This is a genomic window from Tamlana crocina, from assembly GCF_012037625.1.
Genome location: NZ_JAAVJS010000001.1, coordinates 192,277 through 210,348, shown reverse-complemented (window position 1 = coordinate 210,348; position 18,072 = coordinate 192,277). Strand labels below are relative to the sequence as shown.

Here is an 18,072-nt window from a genome sequence, read left to right as displayed (position 1 = left end):
TTTTGACTAAAATGAAAATCCATAACCTATCGCTTCAAAATTCCATTTTGAATACATTTATTTCTGAAATTAGAAACACCGACGTCCAAAACGACCGCTTGCGTTTTCGGCGCAATATTGAACGTATTGGTGAGATTTTGGGTTATGAAATGAGTAAATCACTAAATTATAAGCAGAAAGCGATTGAAACCCCTTTGGGGACTTCGCCAATACCACTTCCAAAAAACGATGTGGTTTTGTGCTCCATTTTAAGAGCTGGCATTCCGCTGCATAACGGATTGCTCAATTATTTTGACAAAGCTGAAAATGCCTTTATTTCGGCGTACAGGCACCATAAAACCCATTCTGACGATTTTGAAATTATTGTGGAATACCTCGCCTGCCCCAATTTGGAAGGAAAAACATTGGTTTTGGCCGACCCGATGTTGGCCACAGGACAATCACTTGTCGCCACCTTTAGGGCTTTAAGGCCCTTTGGCAAACCAAAAGCCATTCATTTAGTGAGTGTTATTGGTGCTCAACCAGGAATCGATTTTGTTGAAAAACATTTTGATGAAAACGTGCATTTATGGATTGCTACCGTTGACGAAAAACTGAACGACAAAGGTTACATTGTTCCTGGGCTTGGTGATGCAGGCGATTTAGCTTTTGGCGAAAAGCTACAGCATTAACAGTGCAAAAGGCACAATAATCAACACACCCAAAAACACTTCCCTGAACCATTTTTCGGAGATGGATTCGATATAATTTGAAACCACTACGGACAAGGGAGCGAACAAAAACAAAAACTCGCTTCCATTTTTATTGGGCGTTAAAAGTACAATTACAAAGCCAATAACCACAGCCAAAACAACCGTTTTTAAAGTCGCTCGATTCGACTTCTTTTTCTGCTTAATATTCCGAACATAAAAGAACAATGACCACAAACCAAAGGACAACAGCAGGGTAATGGCAATTAAAAATTTCGTGGAATTGTATTTTGAAAAATCAAAATCAACCTGAAGAGACAAATCGAAAACATTAAAAAAACCACCATAAAAAATCACTGATGCGGCCACCGAAATAACAAACACCGAAGTGACTCCCAAAAACGGCACCACCCAATGCCTAATATTGTTATCGGAATACAAAACCAGAGAAGCCAAGATTAAAACAAAAAATAAAATAGCCCAAAAATAGAATAGACTGGCCACTGCTATCCAAAATGCGGCATCAAAATACTTCTTTTTCAACTCACGTTGCGAACGCACGCTCAGCAACCTCCGCAAAGCCAAAAGCACAAAAAAATTAGCCAATAACACTTCTGCTTGGTTTGTGGTTTCTACAATGGTTAAAAAAAACAGGCTGAATAATAAGAGTTCGTAGTGATTCTTTTTAGACAAACTATTTTTTCCGACTACAAAATTTAAAAGTAGAATGGAGCTATAGGCCACCAATAAAAGCAAAACCTGTTTAAACAAAAAACCACCTGTAATAGCATCGTAACCCATATGGGTTTTGGCCACTATAAAAGCCAATAGTGTAATTAAAAACACAATAACGAAGTTTACAGGTTTAGATTTATTAAAAAAACTTGTTATCATTATCTGTTTTTGTATTTTTGCGTAGTAAATATACTAACTATAAAACGGTTGGTAAACAATAAACAAACACAAAATGAAAGACTTATTTTACGCTATACAGGACTTATTTGTAAATGTACTGTTTGCTCCGTACGATGCCTTAAAAGCACTTGAGTTAGAAAACTGGTTTGCCGCCAATACCATTTCATGGATTTTCATGCTTATTGGTTTTGTAGCCATGGTTTACTGGATGAAACAGCTAAAAATATTTAACGACAACAACGAAGAAGACAAAAGCATTTCTTCGCACTCGTTTCTATAAATCGAATCCGATATCCTTACGATAATTCATCTTATCAAAATGTAGTTTTTCTATATTTTGGTAAGATTTTTTTATGGCCTCTTGGTACGTATTTCCGTATGAAGTTATTGCCATAACGCGTCCACCAGAGGTTATAACTTTACCATTTTTTAGTTGTGCGCCGGCGTGGAACGCAATAGAGCCATTGATAGCCTCAATACCCGTTATTTCCTTTCCTTTTTCGTAAGCCTCAGGGTAACCTCCCGAAACCAACATGACCGTTGTAGCCGCACGTTCGTCTATTTCAATATCTATTTCGTTTAAAGTACCGTTGCCCATCGCCTGAAGCACCTCAACCAAATCGTTTTTCATCCTTGGGAATACTACTTCGGTTTCTGGATCGCCCATCCTAACATTGTATTCAATTACTTTTGGGTCGTCATTTTCCACTTTTATCAACCCAATGAACACAAAGCCCACGTAAGGCAGTTTGTCTTTTTTAAAGCCTTCAATAGTTGGTTTTACAATGCGCTCCTCAATTTTATTTAAAAATTCGTCGGTAGCAAAAGGCACGGGCGAAACGGCTCCCATACCACCAGTATTTAATCCGGTATCGCCTTCACCAATACGCTTGTAATCTTTTGCTGTTGGTAAGATTTTATAATTTTCGCCATCAGTCAACACAAAACAACTCAACTCGATACCATCCAAAAACTCTTCGATAACCACTTTGGTACTGGCTTGACCAAATTTGGCATCAACGAGCATGCTTTTCAATTCGGCTTTGGCTTCATCCAAATCATTTAAAATCACCACTCCTTTTCCTGCTGCCAACCCGTCTGCTTTCAATACATACGGTGGATTTAAAGTTTCCAAGAATGCATAGCCTTTCTCAACGGTTTCGGCCGTAAAGCTCTCGTAAGCTGCCGTTGGAATGTTGTGACGCATCATAAATTCCTTGGCGAATTCTTTACTGCCCTCCAACTCTGCCGATGCTTTTTGTGGCCCAATAACTTTAACATGCTTAATGTCATCGTCGTTTAAAAAGTAATCGTGAACCCCCGCTACTAAAGGCGCTTCTGGGCCAACCACCACCAATTCTATATTTTCATTCAACACCAATTCTTTAATAGCATCGAAGTCGGTTTCGCTAATATTTACGTTGGTTGCCACTTCTGCCGTACCGGAGTTACCGGGAGCTACAAATAATTGTTTGCATTTTGGGCTTTGTGCTATTTTCCAAGCAAATGTATGTTCTCTTCCGCCTGAGCCAAGAATTAAGATGTTCATGTTCTGTGTGTTTATTAAAGGCACAAAAATAATTGCTTTTGATTAAAGCTGCTAATAGATGTACGAGTTTTTATTGCAAAAGCTATCCTTTCATTTTTATAATGACGTGCCAAACCAAATAGTAGGCCGATTTTAGTACCGGCAGCCGCTCCACTTGCCGTAACAATTTCCAATTCCATTTTATTAAATCGAACTTATTGTTAGACATAGAATGGTTTGTTATTCTATATTGAGAAAGCACCTCCGGTAGCGCATAAGCCTGCTCTCCGGTTTTTAATATTTTAAGCCACAAGGCATAATCTTGTCGTTTCCTAATAAGCGGCATATACACTTTTCCCAATTTAGTCCGGTTATAAATGGCCGTTAAGCAGCCTATTTTATTGGAATAAAGCATGTCTCGATAACTTAAAACTTGTGGCGGATTTAAAATTTTATTTAAAGAATTTCCAGATTCATCCACCCATTGGTATGCGGTGTGCGTTAAATTATACCCATTATGCAGCATGAAACGGATTTGCTTTTCGAGTTTTAATGGAAACCATTTATCGTCGCTATCCAAAAAAGCGATAAACTCGCCCTTCGCTTCATTAATGGCTTTATTTCTGGCCACGGCTGCTCCTGAATTTTCATTAAGTTGAAACAGTTTTATTCGCGAATCTGACTTCTGAAGTGTTTCGATTACTGAAATGGTATTATCGCTCGAGCAATCGTCAACCAACAACATTTCCCAATTTTGATAGGTTTGATTGAGCACACTAGTTATGGTTTCCGAAATGTATTTTTCAGAATTGTAACAAGCTGTAATGACCGAGACAAGGGGGGTGTTAGTGCTCATTGATGGTTGAAATAAAACTTTTCTTTTTTCCTTTTTTTGTAGCTACCAATTCGGCATCGGTGTTTATGCTGTATGTTATGTCGCCTTTAAAATAACTTTCAATTTCTTTTGATAAAAGTTGTTTTTCGCGGGTTGATAAATTGGAAAAAACATTAAAATTCAACCGCCCTTTTTGTTTTTGAATGACTTGATATTCTAAATTCAATCCATGCTTTTCCGAAAGGTTCTTAAAAATATAATAAAAATACAAACTGGGGTATTTGTCGCTAATTCCGTAAACTGTCTCCCCTATTCTGCCCAAAACGTCTTCTAAAATGAGATGCTTTTTTCCGCAGGCGCAAACCTTATTTTTTGGCGCCAATTTGATATAGTCGCCTAATTGATATCGAATTATCGGAAAAGAAAGCATGTGCAGGTTGGTGACCAAAATTTCATTGTTTTCCTCTTCAACAATCACACCCTCCATGTTTATGTGCATATTGCCTTTAGTGCATTCAAAAGCAATGATTCCCGCTTCTGCTGCGCCATATTCGCTAATCATTTTTGTTCCAAAGGCCTTTTTGATTTCCGGTTGATAGTAATCAAAAATCTTTTCGGAGGTCCCCTTAACCATTTTGATTTTGGTCGGCTTTTTAATTTCTGAGGCATTTATGGCCCTTGCCGTTTCGTAAATACTTGATGAGTAACCATGGATATATTGAGCATCTTTTAGCTTTTTTATAAATCGATTCATTTCGGTTTTTGAATACGAAAATACCCGAAATCGATTTTGAAAAGCATCCAACAATCTGGTTTTCAATTTATAAAAAAACAACTGATTGAATCCCCAAAAATAGCCATTTCTATCCCAAGGATTTACGCCATAATTGCTGTAATTATGGTTGATGACCGTCCTATTAAACGAATCGGCATATTCGTTTCTTGTAAACACCAACGATTGGCCCGACGTCCCCGATGTTTTTGCCTTAAACGTTTTTTTGAATTTATAGTTCGTATGGATTTCAGAGTTATACTGAATCAGTTCCCTTTTGGTGATTATGGGCAGTTTTTTTAAATCGGAAAGGGACTTAATATCAGCAGACTTTATGTCATTTTCATCCAGAGCTTTTCGATAAAATGGGGAGTACTGATACGCGAACGCAACAAGTTCCATTAGTTTTTTCAACTGAAAATCTTCCAACTGCTCCAACGAATAGCCCTGCGACACATTCAAAAATTCATGAATCCTTTTTGATGAAGGGTTCCTCAAATTTCGTCCAACAATATAGAGCCATTTATACACCTTCATACCTTGTCCAGTAATTGTTTCCATTGGTGTTTTACCACATTCCATTGGTAAGCCTCTACCTGCTTTCGGGCGTTTTTGGTAACATCCCTAGGGCCGGTTTCAATCAAATCTTTAATGCTATTAACCATAGCACCAACATCGTTTGAATTAACTAAAAATCCAGTTTTATTGTCCTTTACCAAAAACTTTATTCCGCCTACATTGGTGGTTACAACCGGCAAACCTAACGCCATGGCTTCGATAATACTAACCGGCATGTTATCGACATTGCTGGTGTTTATAAAAACATCGAATGCTTCAGATTTTTTGTGCCATGCTTCTTTTGTTAAAACGCCGGTAAACTCCACAGAATTCTCTAAATTAAGTTTTTTTGCCAGTGCTTTTACATCTTCCAAGGTTCCATCACGATCGGGTCCTACCATGCACAATGTGGCATTTGGGTAATCTTTCTTTAGCTCAAACAATACTTTTATGGCCATTTCGGGGTTATAAATTTTGGCAAACGACCTTACATATAACAGTTTCGGATGTATTGTTTCTCTAACTTTAAACGGGTAATTTTCTATTTCTAGCACATTGGGGATGCAGAGGGTTTTGAAGCCTGCATTTTGAAATGCTTCCGACAAATATTCGGATGGTGCCACATTAACTAATGCATTCGAAAAAATGGCTTTAGACATTCGAGGCGATTTTTTCAACCTTTCAGGAAGATTTCCGCCGTGTAAAACAGGAATATAAGGCTTTCTAAACCATTTTAGCAAAATAGCACAGCAATAGGCGTAATAAAAGTTTAGCGTGCTATAAGTGTCAATTAAAGCGACATCAGTAGTTTTTTGGTGCTTAAATATACTGAAAACCATATCGAGCATCCGGAGCACCACATTTGATTTACTAGAGGTCTTTATGACCACATAACCTTCTTTTTTAAACAAATTACTGAGTGTTTCCAACATAGAGGGGTAACCTGTTTTGCTAAACAGATTGTTTCCTATGTATAACACTTTTGTGGTTTTCATAGCGCTTATTTATTAATAAGCTTTTTCCTCGCCTTTTAACGCATTGGTCAAAGTTTGTATCATTATTTTTAAATCCAATAACAACGACCAGTTTTCTATGTAAAAGATATCATATTTTACTCTATTGATAATATCTTTATCGGTTTCTATCTCGCCCCTAAAACCACTTATCTGGGCCAATCCTGTTATGCCCGGTTTTACAAAATGGCGTACCATAAACTTATCTATTCGTTGCGCGTACATATTGGTATGGCTTACCATATGCGGCCTTGGTCCCACAACCGACATATCACCGAAAAGTACATTAAAAAACTGAGGGAGCTCGTCAATACTTGTCTTTCTAATGAAAGCCCCCACTTTTGTAATGCGGTTATCGCCCTTTGTCGCTTGAAACAAATGCGCATCTTTGTTGGGCGTCATGGAACGAAACTTGTAACAGTCGAATTCCTTATAATTAAACCCGTTTCTGGATTGTTTGAAAAATACGGGGCCTCTTGATTCCAGTTTTATGATGATGGCCAAAATGGGCGTAAGCCATGATAGCACAAAAATGATAATGCCAAGGGAAAACACAATATCGAAAGTTCGCTTGGTCAATTGGTTAACCTTTTCTTGAATAGGAATAGTCCTTAACGATAGAATAGGAATATAATCATAATATTCGTATTTTAACTTTTTAGAATATATATCCTTGTTATCTGGTATAAATTTTAATTCCCGTAAATTATTATCGGCAAAGTCGATCAATCGGTTTATTTGTTTGTTGGATAAATCGGCCACCGAAAAGTAAATTTCATTGATGTCGTTTTCAATAATAAAGTCGAAACATTTTTGCAGCGAAAAACCCTCCTTTTGCGTTTTAAACTGTTTTTTGAAATCGTAACCAAAATCCAATCTGGTTTTAAAAATACGCATTAATTGCCTAGTCTTTTCTGTATCACCAATAACAACTACCCTTCTAAGGTTTCCTCCTAAAACTGCTCTATATTTATTTAAGAGAAAGAAAAACAAAAACTTAAAAAATGAAACTAATCCAAAAACCGTCAACAAATAGTTTCCAAGCGACAACCGACTTATACTCGGTTGTTTAAAAAACCCAATAAAAGCATATAGTATAATTGAAAAGAAGATAATTTGTCTTAACAACAAGGTGATAACCTGTATGACTTTAGTGTACCTATTGACCTCATAAAACTGATTTTTAAAAGCAATGACAAGCCAAGATGCGAAGGCATAACCCAAAAACAAATAAATGTTATTCAGGTTAATCTCAAACAAGAATATAACACCGCCAATGATACTAAAATCAATGAGGTGCAAAATGGGTTTTATAAATCCGGAGTACCGGCCTTGTTTAAAAGTGCTCAATTTTTATTTTTTTATGTGTTGGGCAAAATCTTTGTGTTCGCTTTTAAACAGTTCCTCTTTGGTAAGTGTTTTAAAATAATTGTAGGTTATTTTCATGCCTTCGGCTCTGTCTATTTTAGGCTCCCAATTTAGTATTTTTTTTGCTAAACTAATATCAGGTTGGCGTTGCAGGGGATCGTTTTGAGGCAAATCTTTGTAAACAATCTTTTGTTTGGTGCCCGTTAGCCTTATAATTTCTTCAGCAAAATCTTTAATAGTGATTTCGTGCGGATTCCCGATGTTAACAGGGTATGCATAATCGCTTAATAATAACCTGTAAATGCCTTCAACTTGATCATCGACATAACAAAACGAACGGGTTTGCAATCCATCACCAAAAACGGTTAAATCTTCACCTCGTAACGCCTGCCCTATAAATGCAGGGATAACACGTCCATCGTTCAATCGCATTCTAGGGCCGTAGGTATTAAATATCCGTACAATTCGTGTTTCTAAACCATGGAATCTATGATACGCCATAGTGATAGATTCCTGAAAACGCTTGGCTTCATCGTAAACCCCTCTGGGACCAATAGTGTTAACGTTTCCGTAGTAATCTTCGGTTTGAGGGTGCACTAGCGGATCACCATATACCTCTGAAGTTGAAGCAATTAATATTCGGGCATCTTTAGCTTTTGCCAACCCTAATAAATTATGAGTACCCAAAGACCCTACTTTTAGAGTTTGAATAGGGATTTTTAAATAATCGATAGGACTTGCCGGTGAAGCAAAATGAAGGATGTAATCTAAATTCCCTTCAATTTCAACAAACTCCGTTACATCGTGTTTTATAAATTCAAAACGGGGATGATTCGCTAAATGTGCTAGGTTTTTTTTATCTCCAGTAATGTAATTGTCCATACCAATTACATAAAACCCTTCCTTAATAAATCGGTCACACAAATGTGAACCTAAAAAACCAGCCGCACCAGTAACGAGTACCCTTTTCATTTTTATTTTTTTATACTTTAGTTCCTCTACCTATTTTGTAATAAATAAAGCCTATTTCCTCAAGCTCTTTATGATTTAAAAGCCCTCTTCCATCAAAAACAAATGCTGGCTTCTGCATATTCTCGTAAATGTTTTGCCAATCATAAGTATTGAATTCATCCCATTCGGTTAATACAGCTATGGCGTGAGCATCTTTACACACTTCATAAGGATCACTATTAACTTTCAATAAAGCCCTATTTTCCACTGAATGTCTTGAATTTAAATAATCCATGTCTGCATAAATCTGTTCCTCTTTCACTTTAGGGTCGTAAACGGCAACATGGGCTTGTTCATTCAATAGGTTATCTGCAACTTTTATGGCGGCAGATTCACGGGTATCGTTAGTATCCTTTTTAAAGGCCCAACCCAAAAACGCTATTTTCTTTCCCGAAACGGTATTATAAAGGGTGCGTACAATATTATCCGAGAATCGATTTTTTTGGTGATCGTTCATCAAAATAACTTGTTCCCAATAATCGGCAACTTCGTTAAGTCCGTAGCTTTTGGCAATATATACCAAATTAAGAATGTCTTTTTGAAAACACGACCCTCCAAAGCCTACTGAAGCTTTCAAGAATTTCGGGCCAATTCTGGAGTCCATTCCTATCGCCTTTGAAACTTCTTTGATATCTGCCCCTGTTTTTTCGCAAATAACCGACATGGCGTTTATTGAAGATACCCGCTGGGCTAAAAACGCATTGGCCGTTAACTTTGAAAGTTCTGAAGACCACACATTGGTCGTTAAAATTTTGTCTTTAGGCACCCAATTAGCATAAATATCAACTAAAGCCTTAATGGCTTGCTCTCCTTCCTCAGAAGTATCTCCCCCTATCAACACTCTATCGGGTTTCAACAAATCTTGTACCGCCGTACCCTCAGCCAAAAACTCTGGGTTTGATAGTATTTGAAACTTAACGCCATTACCCGTATGGTCTAAAATATTTTTAATCGCTGAAGCAGTACGCACTGGGAGGGTTGATTTTTCAACTACAATTTTATTTTCCTTGGCTACTTTTGCAATTTGGCGGGCACAAAGCTCGATGTATTTTAAATCGGCTGCCATGCCCTTACCTTTGCCGTAGGTTTTAGTTGGGGTATTTACCGAAATGAAAATCATATCGGCTTCATCAATCGCCGTATCCACATCAGTGGAGAAAAAAAGATTTCGCCCTCTAGCTTCTTTAACAATACTATCTAAACCGGGTTCGAAAACCGGCAGCTTGTTTAAGTCGGCGTCGTTCCAAGCATTAATTCTTGACTCGTTGATATCAACTACTGTAACTTTTATATTGGGACATTTCTGGGCGATGACAGCCATGGTTGGCCCGCCTACGTATCCGGCTCCTATGCAGCAGATTTTGGTCGTTTTCATTAAAGAACTTTTACTCCAAGTGGAAAATGCAAAAATATAATTAATTTAATATTAAGTCACTATATATCTTCTCAAGTTTAGATATATTATTCTTTAAGTTGAATTCTTTATTAAATAAAATATATGAGTTTTGTTCAAATTTTGTTCGAAGCAAATCGTTGTCAAGCAACTCACAGATTTTTGATGCCATATCATCCACATTGAAATTTTCAACAACAAACCCATTATAATTATCTTCAACAAGGTCTCTGTTTCCATCGCAATTAGTAACTACACACGATTTTGAAAGCGCTAAACTTTCAATAATTGAGTACGGCAAACCTTCATACCTTGATGTTGAAATGTATAGCTTCGAGTTTTCTATTATTTTTAAAATCTTTTCACGCTCTATCCATTTTACCAGAGTTATATTTCCTTCCAAATTATATTTCCGTATCTGGTTTTGTACATGCTCTTTGTTGGGGCTATACTCACCAACCCCCATTAAAACCAAATGAATATCCGGCTTTGATTCTTTTATCTTTTTGATAACCTCAATCATCATTTCAATATTTTTTTGATAAGAAGGCCTACCAACGGTACAAATGTAGTTTTTTGGGAGCTTTACACTGGTAAATTCATCGTTATTTCTTTCAATCGGCAATATTGAATTATTAAACAGAATTGTTTTTTCAGGTTTATATCCCACATCACTTATTCCCCTTTCTATTTCTGATTTTGAAGTAGCTAGAAGATATGAGTTTCGTCTAGCAAAAAAAGATTCTAGAAGCAAAAATACGCTTCTTTTTAATTTACTGTTAGCGCTTAAATAAGAGTAAGCATGGGGTGTATGAAGGACTTTTACTTTATAAAAAAGAGAGGCGACTCTTGCAATAATACCTCCTTTTGCGCTATGCGCATGAATTAAATCAGGCCTTTCCTTCTTTATTGCCATTATGGTTTGGTAGATTGCCTTGAGATCCTTTACTGGATTTATTTCTCTTTGGATATCAATATTAAATTCAGGTATAGCGTTATTACTCTTATCATAATATCTTTTTTTAGCATTTTTTTGTTTGTGAATTATTATATTTTCTACTTTATTGCAATTTATATTTTCTACAACTAAGCGGAGGTATACTTCAACTCCCCCAACCGAATCTAAAACATGTGCTACTTTAATTCTTTTCAAACCTAATGTTTCTATTTAATGTTATTTTACCAAAAACTGAAAGCCAAAAAGCCGAAAAACTGATTCCGCTGAATAAAATCAAAAAATCATCTGTTAAATTTGACAGAAAAAAATGTAACCCAAAAAACATCATAATGAGACTTTTATTTACTATTGCCAAATAGCCCAATACGCTAAAAAACACCACTAATCCAATGATACCAAATATACCATATTTTAGAAAATAATCTAAAAATTGGTTATGTACAGGAAATTTATATTTAAACAAAAACTTTTGATTGGTTTTTTTGTAGTATTCAAAAAGAGCGAGCTTTGCTTCAGTAGCACCATAACCGAATACAAACTTTTTCCTGGCGAGTTCTAAAGTCGATTTCCAAATAGTAACCCTAGTAACCAAGGCACCATAAATTTGACTTTCAGGATTTTCAAATTCATCTAAGCGACCAACCTTGTCCATATCGGCGAAGCTTTTTTCAGTAAATTTTTTTATCGAATAAGGAAAAACCTTTAAAAAAACCGTTATTCCAAATACGAATAATACAAATGTCAGAAGTATAGTTTTTACAGTTCTCTTTCTATTCTTATCTCGAAACACTTGGACAAATGATATAATTAAACATCCAAAGACTGCTGAAGCAATGGCAACTCTGGTGTTAACATACATCAAGAAAAAAAAAGACAAAAAAAACATAAAACCATTGCCAATAACCTTCCATTTTCTTCGTTCATCTTTTAATAAAAGGTAGAAATTTATAACAACTATGAAGGCAATAACCATATTTAAGGCGGGTGCATGGTTACCGAAACTATTTGAGAAATGATAACCCATCTCCCAGAGATGTTTCCCTTTTAAATATTTCAAAAAGTTATCGGAATATAAAAAAATATACCTTATGAATAGAATTGTTAAAACAATTAACATTAAGCCTCTGTAGTGCTTTACTAAGCGTTTTAAGTCTAATTTTCCTTTATAGCCCAGAATGAACAAAGGAAAAATAAGAAATAGGGAGTGCTTTTCGGTTGCTTTTACCGCCAAATAAAAACTACTATTATTCCAAATAAACAAAAGATCCAAAAGTAAAGGTATGGCTATTGCCCCAAAGAGCCACAAACTAGTCTTTGTATGGTGTATCTTTTTAATAAAAACAACGTTAAATAACACAAAAAAAGCAACGAGTACGTTAGCTAATTTCATTGATATGAACGAAACAGGAAGCAAGCATAAAAAAAAATGATAAATATTATGATAATTCCTTTCTAAACTCCTCATAATACATTAAATAATAAATTAACGGAAAAATGCCTGCCTTATGACGAATAGCAGAGCCTAAATCTGGTTCAAATACACCCTGTACAATAAAATAAGAAATTAAAAAGTAAAACAACCACAATTCATAATTCTCTTTTTTACCATTATTTAAACAGTTACCATAACGCTTGTAAATTATCACGAATAAAATAAGTTGCCAAATACCAAAAACTACTATTTGAGGCGATAAAATATGTCTAAATATTGAATTTAGAGGAAGGTTCACCGTAAAAAAACCATACAAAATCCCAAATGATTCACCATACCATGTGTCTGTTTTAATTGGAGAAATTATGGCCGAATTACTGTCTGTATCTCCTATTCTGGCTCTCCACTCATTATGACTTTCCCTTGTGTTTTGGGATATAAAAACCCCTTTAATAACACCATGACTCAAAGATAGGAAAATAACAAATAATAATCCAAAGACAAGATTACCCATCCTTTGGGACTTAAGCTTTATTTTGTTTATAAAAAATAAAAACAAAGCTGTCAAAACAACTAAAAAATAATACTCTCTAAAAAAATATGCAAAAAGAAGTAAAGTTATAATACTAACCACTATGGTTTTTCTATAACTTAATTTACGACATTTAAAAAACAAAACCAGTAATCCTGTAAAACAAAAAGTAATAAACTCTTTAGTTGGCATAGCTAAATAGATTGCTGTAACTAGAATGAAAAAATAAACTAATACATTTTTCACAGATAAAACATGAAATCTCTTAGATATACCTATTTTCCTAACCAACAGTATTAATACAATAAATTGGAGTGCACCAATTAGGGGAAAAGATAAATGCTTTAGCCCAGTAATATTATAAAATAAAATAGTTAATGGGTAAGAGCCCTTAAACCCTATTTCGTTCCAAGGGTCGTTTATAAGTAAATTTGTATCGTTAAAAAATCTAGTTGGTAAAAAGTAATAACCTGAATAAGCTATTAATAAACCTAAAAGAGAAATTAACAAGAAGCTTATTTTAAAATAAGAAACCTTCATAGAATACCTTTACCTTTTAAATTAACAAATCCTCTATTTGCGCCGCTGTGTTATTCCAGGACAACCGACTTTTTTTCTTTATCAGTGCTTTTTTTATATTCTTTCTCTTTTCCTGATTACTCAAACTATCAATTATAGCATTAACTAAGGATTCTGAATTAGGCTCACACCAAAAACACTCATCCATTGCCAATTGTTCAGAAAACCCCCCTACATTTGTGCAAACCATAGGTAACTCTGCATAAATACCCAAGGAAATCACACCTGATTGTGTTGCCTCCGTGTAAGGCAGAATCAGTACATCTGCCCAAGACAGCAATTTTCCTATTTCCTCTTCAGAGAGATACTTATCTAGCACTTCTATTTTATCATGCTTTAAATAGTTAACATCGTACAAACTTTTTCCCGCAATAATTAATTTATCAAAAGAATTCTCTAAAATAATTGCACTTTCCATTAATAATTCAACCCCTTTATACTTATCAATCCTTCCTAAGAATAACAAATTATTGGTTCTGTCTTTTTTTGAATTAAATTCTACAAACTTATTCTCAATAATAGGATGAGGTACAATTTCGTAATTAACAACTATCCCCAACTCCCTTTCAACATGCCTGCGTGTATACTCAGTAAGGTAAACAACCTTTTTAGCCATTTTCAACCTACAATTATTCATGGACTGTGTTAACCAATTACGCTCGCCTTTGTGCAAAACTCCATCGTGTGCCGTAAAAATGACTTCCTTGTTAAATAATTTAAAGAGGAAAATAAATGGTAAATCCCAAAAATGCTTGTATGGTAAATACAGTGCCTTGTAATCTTTTCTGATTTTTGGCAGAAGGCACAAAATTAATATGGGTAGATAAATTAAGGTGTTAAAGAAAAAACTTAACTTGTTACTATAAGTTATTATTTCTTTTGATTTAACGACAGGGTTTTTTAATGACCTATTTTTAGAAACGAGGATATCAAAGTCTAAACTCTCAAAATTTGACACAATATTTTCAGCATATAACGGCAAACTATTCGTTCGGCCTAACGAAAGAACCAGTACTTTTTTTTTCATCAATTTTTCATAAAAACAGCCTAAAACTTAGGTTTCAATTCAAGGCAAAAGTAAGACAATATAAAAACCCTTTAAAACTTAGATGTAAATATTTAAAAAACTAACTTTGCCATTTCTTTATTTTTCTTTTGATGGTAAAAAAAGTTTTGTTTAATAATCTTTTATGGGAGGCTTTAGGTAAAGGGCTTAATCTTATTTCTGTTTTCATAGTCAACTTCATTCTGGCAAACTATTTAGGGCCAGAGTTATTTGGTAGCTTTAGCTATGTTATAGCTTTTTCTTCTGGTTTTTTGATTCTATCTGAATTTGGCTTAGAGCGAATCGAAATTAGGGAAACCGTTAAAAACGAAAAAATAATCGAAAGTTCTTTGCTTATTAGATTGGTTGCCTCTATATCCAGCTACTCACTTCTAGCGTTGTGCGTTAGTTTTTTAGAGAGCGATGTGGACATGCAAAAAATGATTTTAATCTTTGCTGTTTCAAATTTTGCTTCAATTGGTTATGCTTTCAAAAACTTTTTTATTGGAAAGTTCAAAAATTTATATTCCTCTATTGCCCTCAATTTTAGAGACATTTTCACCTTGGTAAGTTTATTGGTTTTAATCTATTTAAAATCCTCCTTTTCAACTATCCTCTATTATTATTTAGCTGCTTATTTCATTGAGTTTATAATACTTGTATTCATTTTTACAACAAAATTTAAATCCTATAAACTTAAAATGGATTTCAGCAAAACTAAATATTTAATAACAAAAAGTTTTCCTCTTTTTATTGCTGGTCTGTTAATTTTCAGTTACAAGAAAATGGATTTGATAATTATCAATTATTTTTTAAACGATTATGAAACCGGCATTTATAGTTCTGCTCAAAAAATAGCCAGTGCACTGCTAACCTCTACAATGGTTATTATTATGGTTGGCGGGCCAATTTTAAATAAAACCATCGATACAGCAAGTTACAAAAAAAACCGCCTTTTATTTTTTGAAATAATTATATTGAGTTCGGTTTTATGTTCTATTATTTTCTTTATCTTCTCAGAAAACATCATTGAAATGGTCTTCACGAAGGAGTACGTTAAATCCATCTACCCATTTAAGATTCTTATTTGGAAGAACGTCTTTGAGTCTATTTTTTTAGCAACAGGATATATAATCATTATCCAAGACCTCCAAAAAAAAGCGTATTTAAGAAACTTAATAGCTGCGACCATAAGCATAATATCTAATTTAATTTTGATATCTAATTATGGAATCATAGCTGCCTCTTACATCTCTTTAATAACGTATTTCTTTGCTGGTTTTGTTTGTAATTACTTTGTAAAGGAATATAGCTTTTTAAATACCATAACCCTAGAAGCCCTGAAATTTTCAGAAATCAAAAAACATTTACAAAAAAATGGATAAAAAAAAGATTGGAATTTTAACATATCACTATTCTAACAACTATGGTGCTGTATTACAGGCATATTCTTTACAAACAGTTTTAACCGAAAAGGGACATGATACCCATATCATTAATTTAACGCCCAACCTAGGCCTTAAAGGCAGACTAAAAACAGCAATAACAAAACCTTTTGCAAAAACCTTTAACCTGTTTAGGCAAAATAGATTAAACCTATATCCGAAAAGCTCTATTTTTAGCAACAACTTAAATTCAGTTGATTTTAAAAATTTTGACTATCTAATTGTGGGGAGCGACCAAGTGTGGAGAAAAGATTATACAAGAGGTTTAGGCTACAGTTATTTTTTAGATTTTGCTCCAAAACAAACTAAAAAAATATCTTATGCGGCTAGTTTTGGTCTTGATTATTATAGTGGCGACCAAAAAGACATAAATGTTATTAAAAGCCTTTTAAAATCTTTTTCACTGGTTACGGTAAGAGAAAAATCTGGCGTGAACATATGCAAAGAACTATTTGAAACAAACGCCCATATGGTTTTGGATCCAGTACTGTTATCGCCAAAAGAGGCTTATTCATTCAAAGATGAAGTAGAAAGACCTAGTGGCTTTATAACACAATATTTACTGGATGCTTCTGAGAAAAAAGTTGCTTTTGTGAAAAGTATAGCTCGTTCTTTAGATAAAGAAATCACTCTAAATTACAAACAAAATTCTGGTAGAATATCGCTAACAAATATTCTGTTTAACAGAAAGAAGGAAAAATTCCCGGAGATTTCAGAATGGATAGCCAACATAAAAAATGCTGATTTAGTTATTACAGACTCTTTCCACGGTGTGGCATTTTCAATTTTATTCAATAAAGAGTTTATTTGTATATATAATGAAAAGAGAGGTAAAACGCGAATGCAGAATATTTTAGATACTTTCAATTTAAGGCATAGAGCCATATCAGAATCCGAAATAGACGAATTTGCCTTAAGTGCCCTCAAACCTATTGAATTCAATAAGGTTAACCATATTTTAGAAACACAAAAAGAATATTCACTAAACCTTCTATTTAGCAATATCAATTAACATGTAAAACATCAGTTAAAGGCTTTTTAGGTGATATGGTTGTTTTAATATCTTTTTCATACATGCCAACGGCCAAGTACATGATGATTTCCTGGTCTTGGGGTATACCTGCCGCTTTGTGAGCCTTCCAGTCATTTAATGGTTTAGAGCACCAATTTAGGCAACACGTTCCTATACCCAGAGAATGTAAAGCATAAATCAATGTCATACTAAAAAGACCGCCTTCTGTAAAAATCTGGTGTCTTTCATATGAGAACTCCATTTCTTTCAAGTTTCCTGTAATTATTATCAAACCTGGTATATTATCCCTAAAACCTAAATTCCCATTCTGGTATTTAAGCAAACTTTCTATCTCATGCTTGTTTTGATAATAGTGAACTTTCCAAGGCTGTCTGTTACAAACTGATGGTGTTTTTATTGCAAGTGCAACAGCCTTTTTTACATCTTCCAAATTAGCTTTTGCTGAAAAATTTCTAATACTTGATCGAGACCGAGCTAAACTAAAAAAATGGTTCTCACTGTTAATAGAACTATTATATTCTTCAACTTTTTTTGTGCCTGATAAAGCCCTTGTGTCTTCTTTCTCTATCAAGTTTAAAGGATATTTTTCTTCTGAAATGTTTTTCTCTAGATGAAATTTTTTATACTCAGATAATGCAGATATTGAAATATTTTGAGGGTAATCACTACCATTTATTTCCTCAAATGATTTTAAATCTTGAAATAACTTACCAAAAAACCATTTTCCAAATAAGGGCTTAACGTTCCTTAAAGTGAGCCCTTTCTCTATTCGGTGAAGATTAATCATAATATTAGAACCTAACACCCTTTTATCTTTACTCCTTTTGAAGACCATATTAGAAAAATAAAAGCCTTTCAACATATCGTATAAACAACAAGCAAAATATTCTATAAAACTTTTTATAAACTTTAAAGACCTAATAATCATTTATTTAATTGCTATTTATATCTTAGTGGGTGTTAAGA

Annotated in this window: 17 protein-coding genes; 4 read left to right on the top strand and 13 right to left on the bottom strand. The window is 34.3% G+C overall.

What is annotated here, in order from left to right; genetic code table 11:
* Nucleotides 1-11 precede the first annotated feature (11 nt).
* Nucleotides 12-671 carry a uracil phosphoribosyltransferase gene (gene upp, locus HC176_RS00955; protein ID WP_167916308.1) on the top strand — a complete coding sequence of 220 codons (660 nt, stop codon included), beginning with the start codon at nucleotides 12-14 and terminating at the stop codon, nucleotides 669-671.
* Here upp and HC176_RS00950 read toward each other — a convergent pair.
* Nucleotides 660-1,583 carry a DUF6427 family protein gene (locus HC176_RS00950; protein WP_167916307.1) on the bottom strand — a complete coding sequence of 308 codons (924 nt, stop codon included), beginning with the start codon at nucleotides 1,581-1,583 and terminating at the stop codon, nucleotides 660-662. The two genes, upp and HC176_RS00950, sit on opposite strands and share 12 nt — an antisense overlap.
* 73 nt (nucleotides 1,584-1,656) lie before the next feature.
* On the opposite strand from HC176_RS00950, the gene HC176_RS00945 reads away from it, so the two are divergent.
* Nucleotides 1,657-1,884 carry a DUF6341 family protein gene (locus HC176_RS00945; RefSeq protein ID WP_167916306.1) on the top strand — a complete coding sequence of 76 codons (228 nt, stop codon included), beginning with the start codon at nucleotides 1,657-1,659 and terminating at the stop codon, nucleotides 1,882-1,884.
* Here the strand turns inward: HC176_RS00945 and purD are convergent.
* The 11 genes from purD to HC176_RS00890 form a co-directional block, all read right to left on the bottom strand.
* A complete protein-coding gene (purD, locus tag HC176_RS00940; RefSeq protein ID WP_167916305.1) occupies nucleotides 1,879-3,153 on the bottom strand; it encodes a phosphoribosylamine--glycine ligase in 1,275 nt (424 codons plus the stop codon). The two genes, HC176_RS00945 and purD, sit on opposite strands and share 6 nt — an antisense overlap.
* An 82-nt stretch (nucleotides 3,154-3,235) precedes the next feature.
* The gene (locus HC176_RS00935; RefSeq protein ID WP_167916304.1) at nucleotides 3,236-3,988 is read right to left on the bottom strand and encodes a glycosyltransferase family 2 protein; all 753 of its coding nucleotides are present in this window, start codon (nucleotides 3,986-3,988) and stop codon (nucleotides 3,236-3,238) included.
* On the bottom strand, nucleotides 3,978-5,300 hold the full coding sequence (locus HC176_RS00930; RefSeq protein WP_167916303.1) for a phenylacetate--CoA ligase family protein: 1,323 nt from the start codon (nucleotides 5,298-5,300) through the stop codon (nucleotides 3,978-3,980). Before HC176_RS00930 ends, HC176_RS00935 begins: the two co-directional genes overlap by 11 nt.
* Entirely contained in the window at nucleotides 5,273-6,292 is a 1,020-nt protein-coding gene (locus HC176_RS00925; protein WP_167916302.1) for a glycosyltransferase family 4 protein, read from the bottom strand. Before HC176_RS00925 ends, HC176_RS00930 begins: the two co-directional genes overlap by 28 nt.
* Before the next feature lie 12 nt (nucleotides 6,293-6,304).
* Complete coding sequence (locus tag HC176_RS00920) at nucleotides 6,305-7,660, bottom strand: undecaprenyl-phosphate glucose phosphotransferase (protein WP_167916301.1); 1,356 nt, start codon at nucleotides 7,658-7,660, stop codon at nucleotides 6,305-6,307.
* Between the two features lie 3 nt (nucleotides 7,661-7,663).
* Complete coding sequence (locus HC176_RS00915; protein WP_167916300.1) at nucleotides 7,664-8,650, bottom strand: UDP-glucuronic acid decarboxylase family protein; 987 nt, start codon at nucleotides 8,648-8,650, stop codon at nucleotides 7,664-7,666.
* 10 nt (nucleotides 8,651-8,660) lie between these two features.
* Complete coding sequence (locus tag HC176_RS00910) at nucleotides 8,661-10,064, bottom strand: UDP-glucose 6-dehydrogenase (RefSeq protein ID WP_167916299.1); 1,404 nt, start codon at nucleotides 10,062-10,064, stop codon at nucleotides 8,661-8,663.
* Nucleotides 10,065-10,104: 40 nt separating this feature from the next.
* Nucleotides 10,105-11,235 (bottom strand): glycosyltransferase, encoded by a 1,131-nt coding sequence (locus tag HC176_RS00905; protein ID WP_167916298.1) that lies wholly within the window; start codon nucleotides 11,233-11,235, stop codon nucleotides 10,105-10,107.
* Nucleotides 11,222-12,430 (bottom strand): O-antigen ligase family protein, encoded by a 1,209-nt coding sequence (locus HC176_RS00900; RefSeq protein WP_167916297.1) that lies wholly within the window; start codon nucleotides 12,428-12,430, stop codon nucleotides 11,222-11,224. Before HC176_RS00900 ends, HC176_RS00905 begins: the two co-directional genes overlap by 14 nt.
* A 46-nt stretch (nucleotides 12,431-12,476) precedes the next feature.
* Nucleotides 12,477-13,544: a hypothetical protein gene (locus HC176_RS00895; RefSeq protein WP_167916296.1), complete on the bottom strand. Its 1,068-nt coding sequence runs from the start codon at nucleotides 13,542-13,544 to the stop codon at nucleotides 12,477-12,479.
* Nucleotides 13,545-13,560: 16 nt separating this feature from the next.
* Nucleotides 13,561-14,610 carry a glycosyltransferase family 4 protein gene (locus HC176_RS00890; protein WP_167916295.1) on the bottom strand — a complete coding sequence of 350 codons (1,050 nt, stop codon included), beginning with the start codon at nucleotides 14,608-14,610 and terminating at the stop codon, nucleotides 13,561-13,563.
* 131 nt (nucleotides 14,611-14,741) lie between these two features.
* Here HC176_RS00890 and HC176_RS00885 point away from each other — a divergent pair, with 131 nt between their 5' ends.
* Together HC176_RS00885 and HC176_RS00880 are read left to right on the top strand one after the other, a co-directional pair.
* Nucleotides 14,742-16,013 (top strand): oligosaccharide flippase family protein, encoded by a 1,272-nt coding sequence (locus tag HC176_RS00885; protein WP_167916294.1) that lies wholly within the window; start codon nucleotides 14,742-14,744, stop codon nucleotides 16,011-16,013.
* Nucleotides 16,006-17,085 (top strand): polysaccharide pyruvyl transferase family protein, encoded by a 1,080-nt coding sequence (locus HC176_RS00880; protein WP_167916293.1) that lies wholly within the window; start codon nucleotides 16,006-16,008, stop codon nucleotides 17,083-17,085. Before HC176_RS00885 ends, HC176_RS00880 begins: the two co-directional genes overlap by 8 nt.
* Here HC176_RS00880 and HC176_RS00875 read toward each other — a convergent pair.
* Nucleotides 17,078-18,034, bottom strand: coding sequence for a nitroreductase family protein (locus HC176_RS00875; protein ID WP_167916292.1), 957 nt, complete (start codon nucleotides 18,032-18,034; stop codon nucleotides 17,078-17,080). The genes HC176_RS00880 and HC176_RS00875 overlap by 8 nt on opposite strands.
* Nucleotides 18,035-18,072 lie beyond the last annotated feature (38 nt).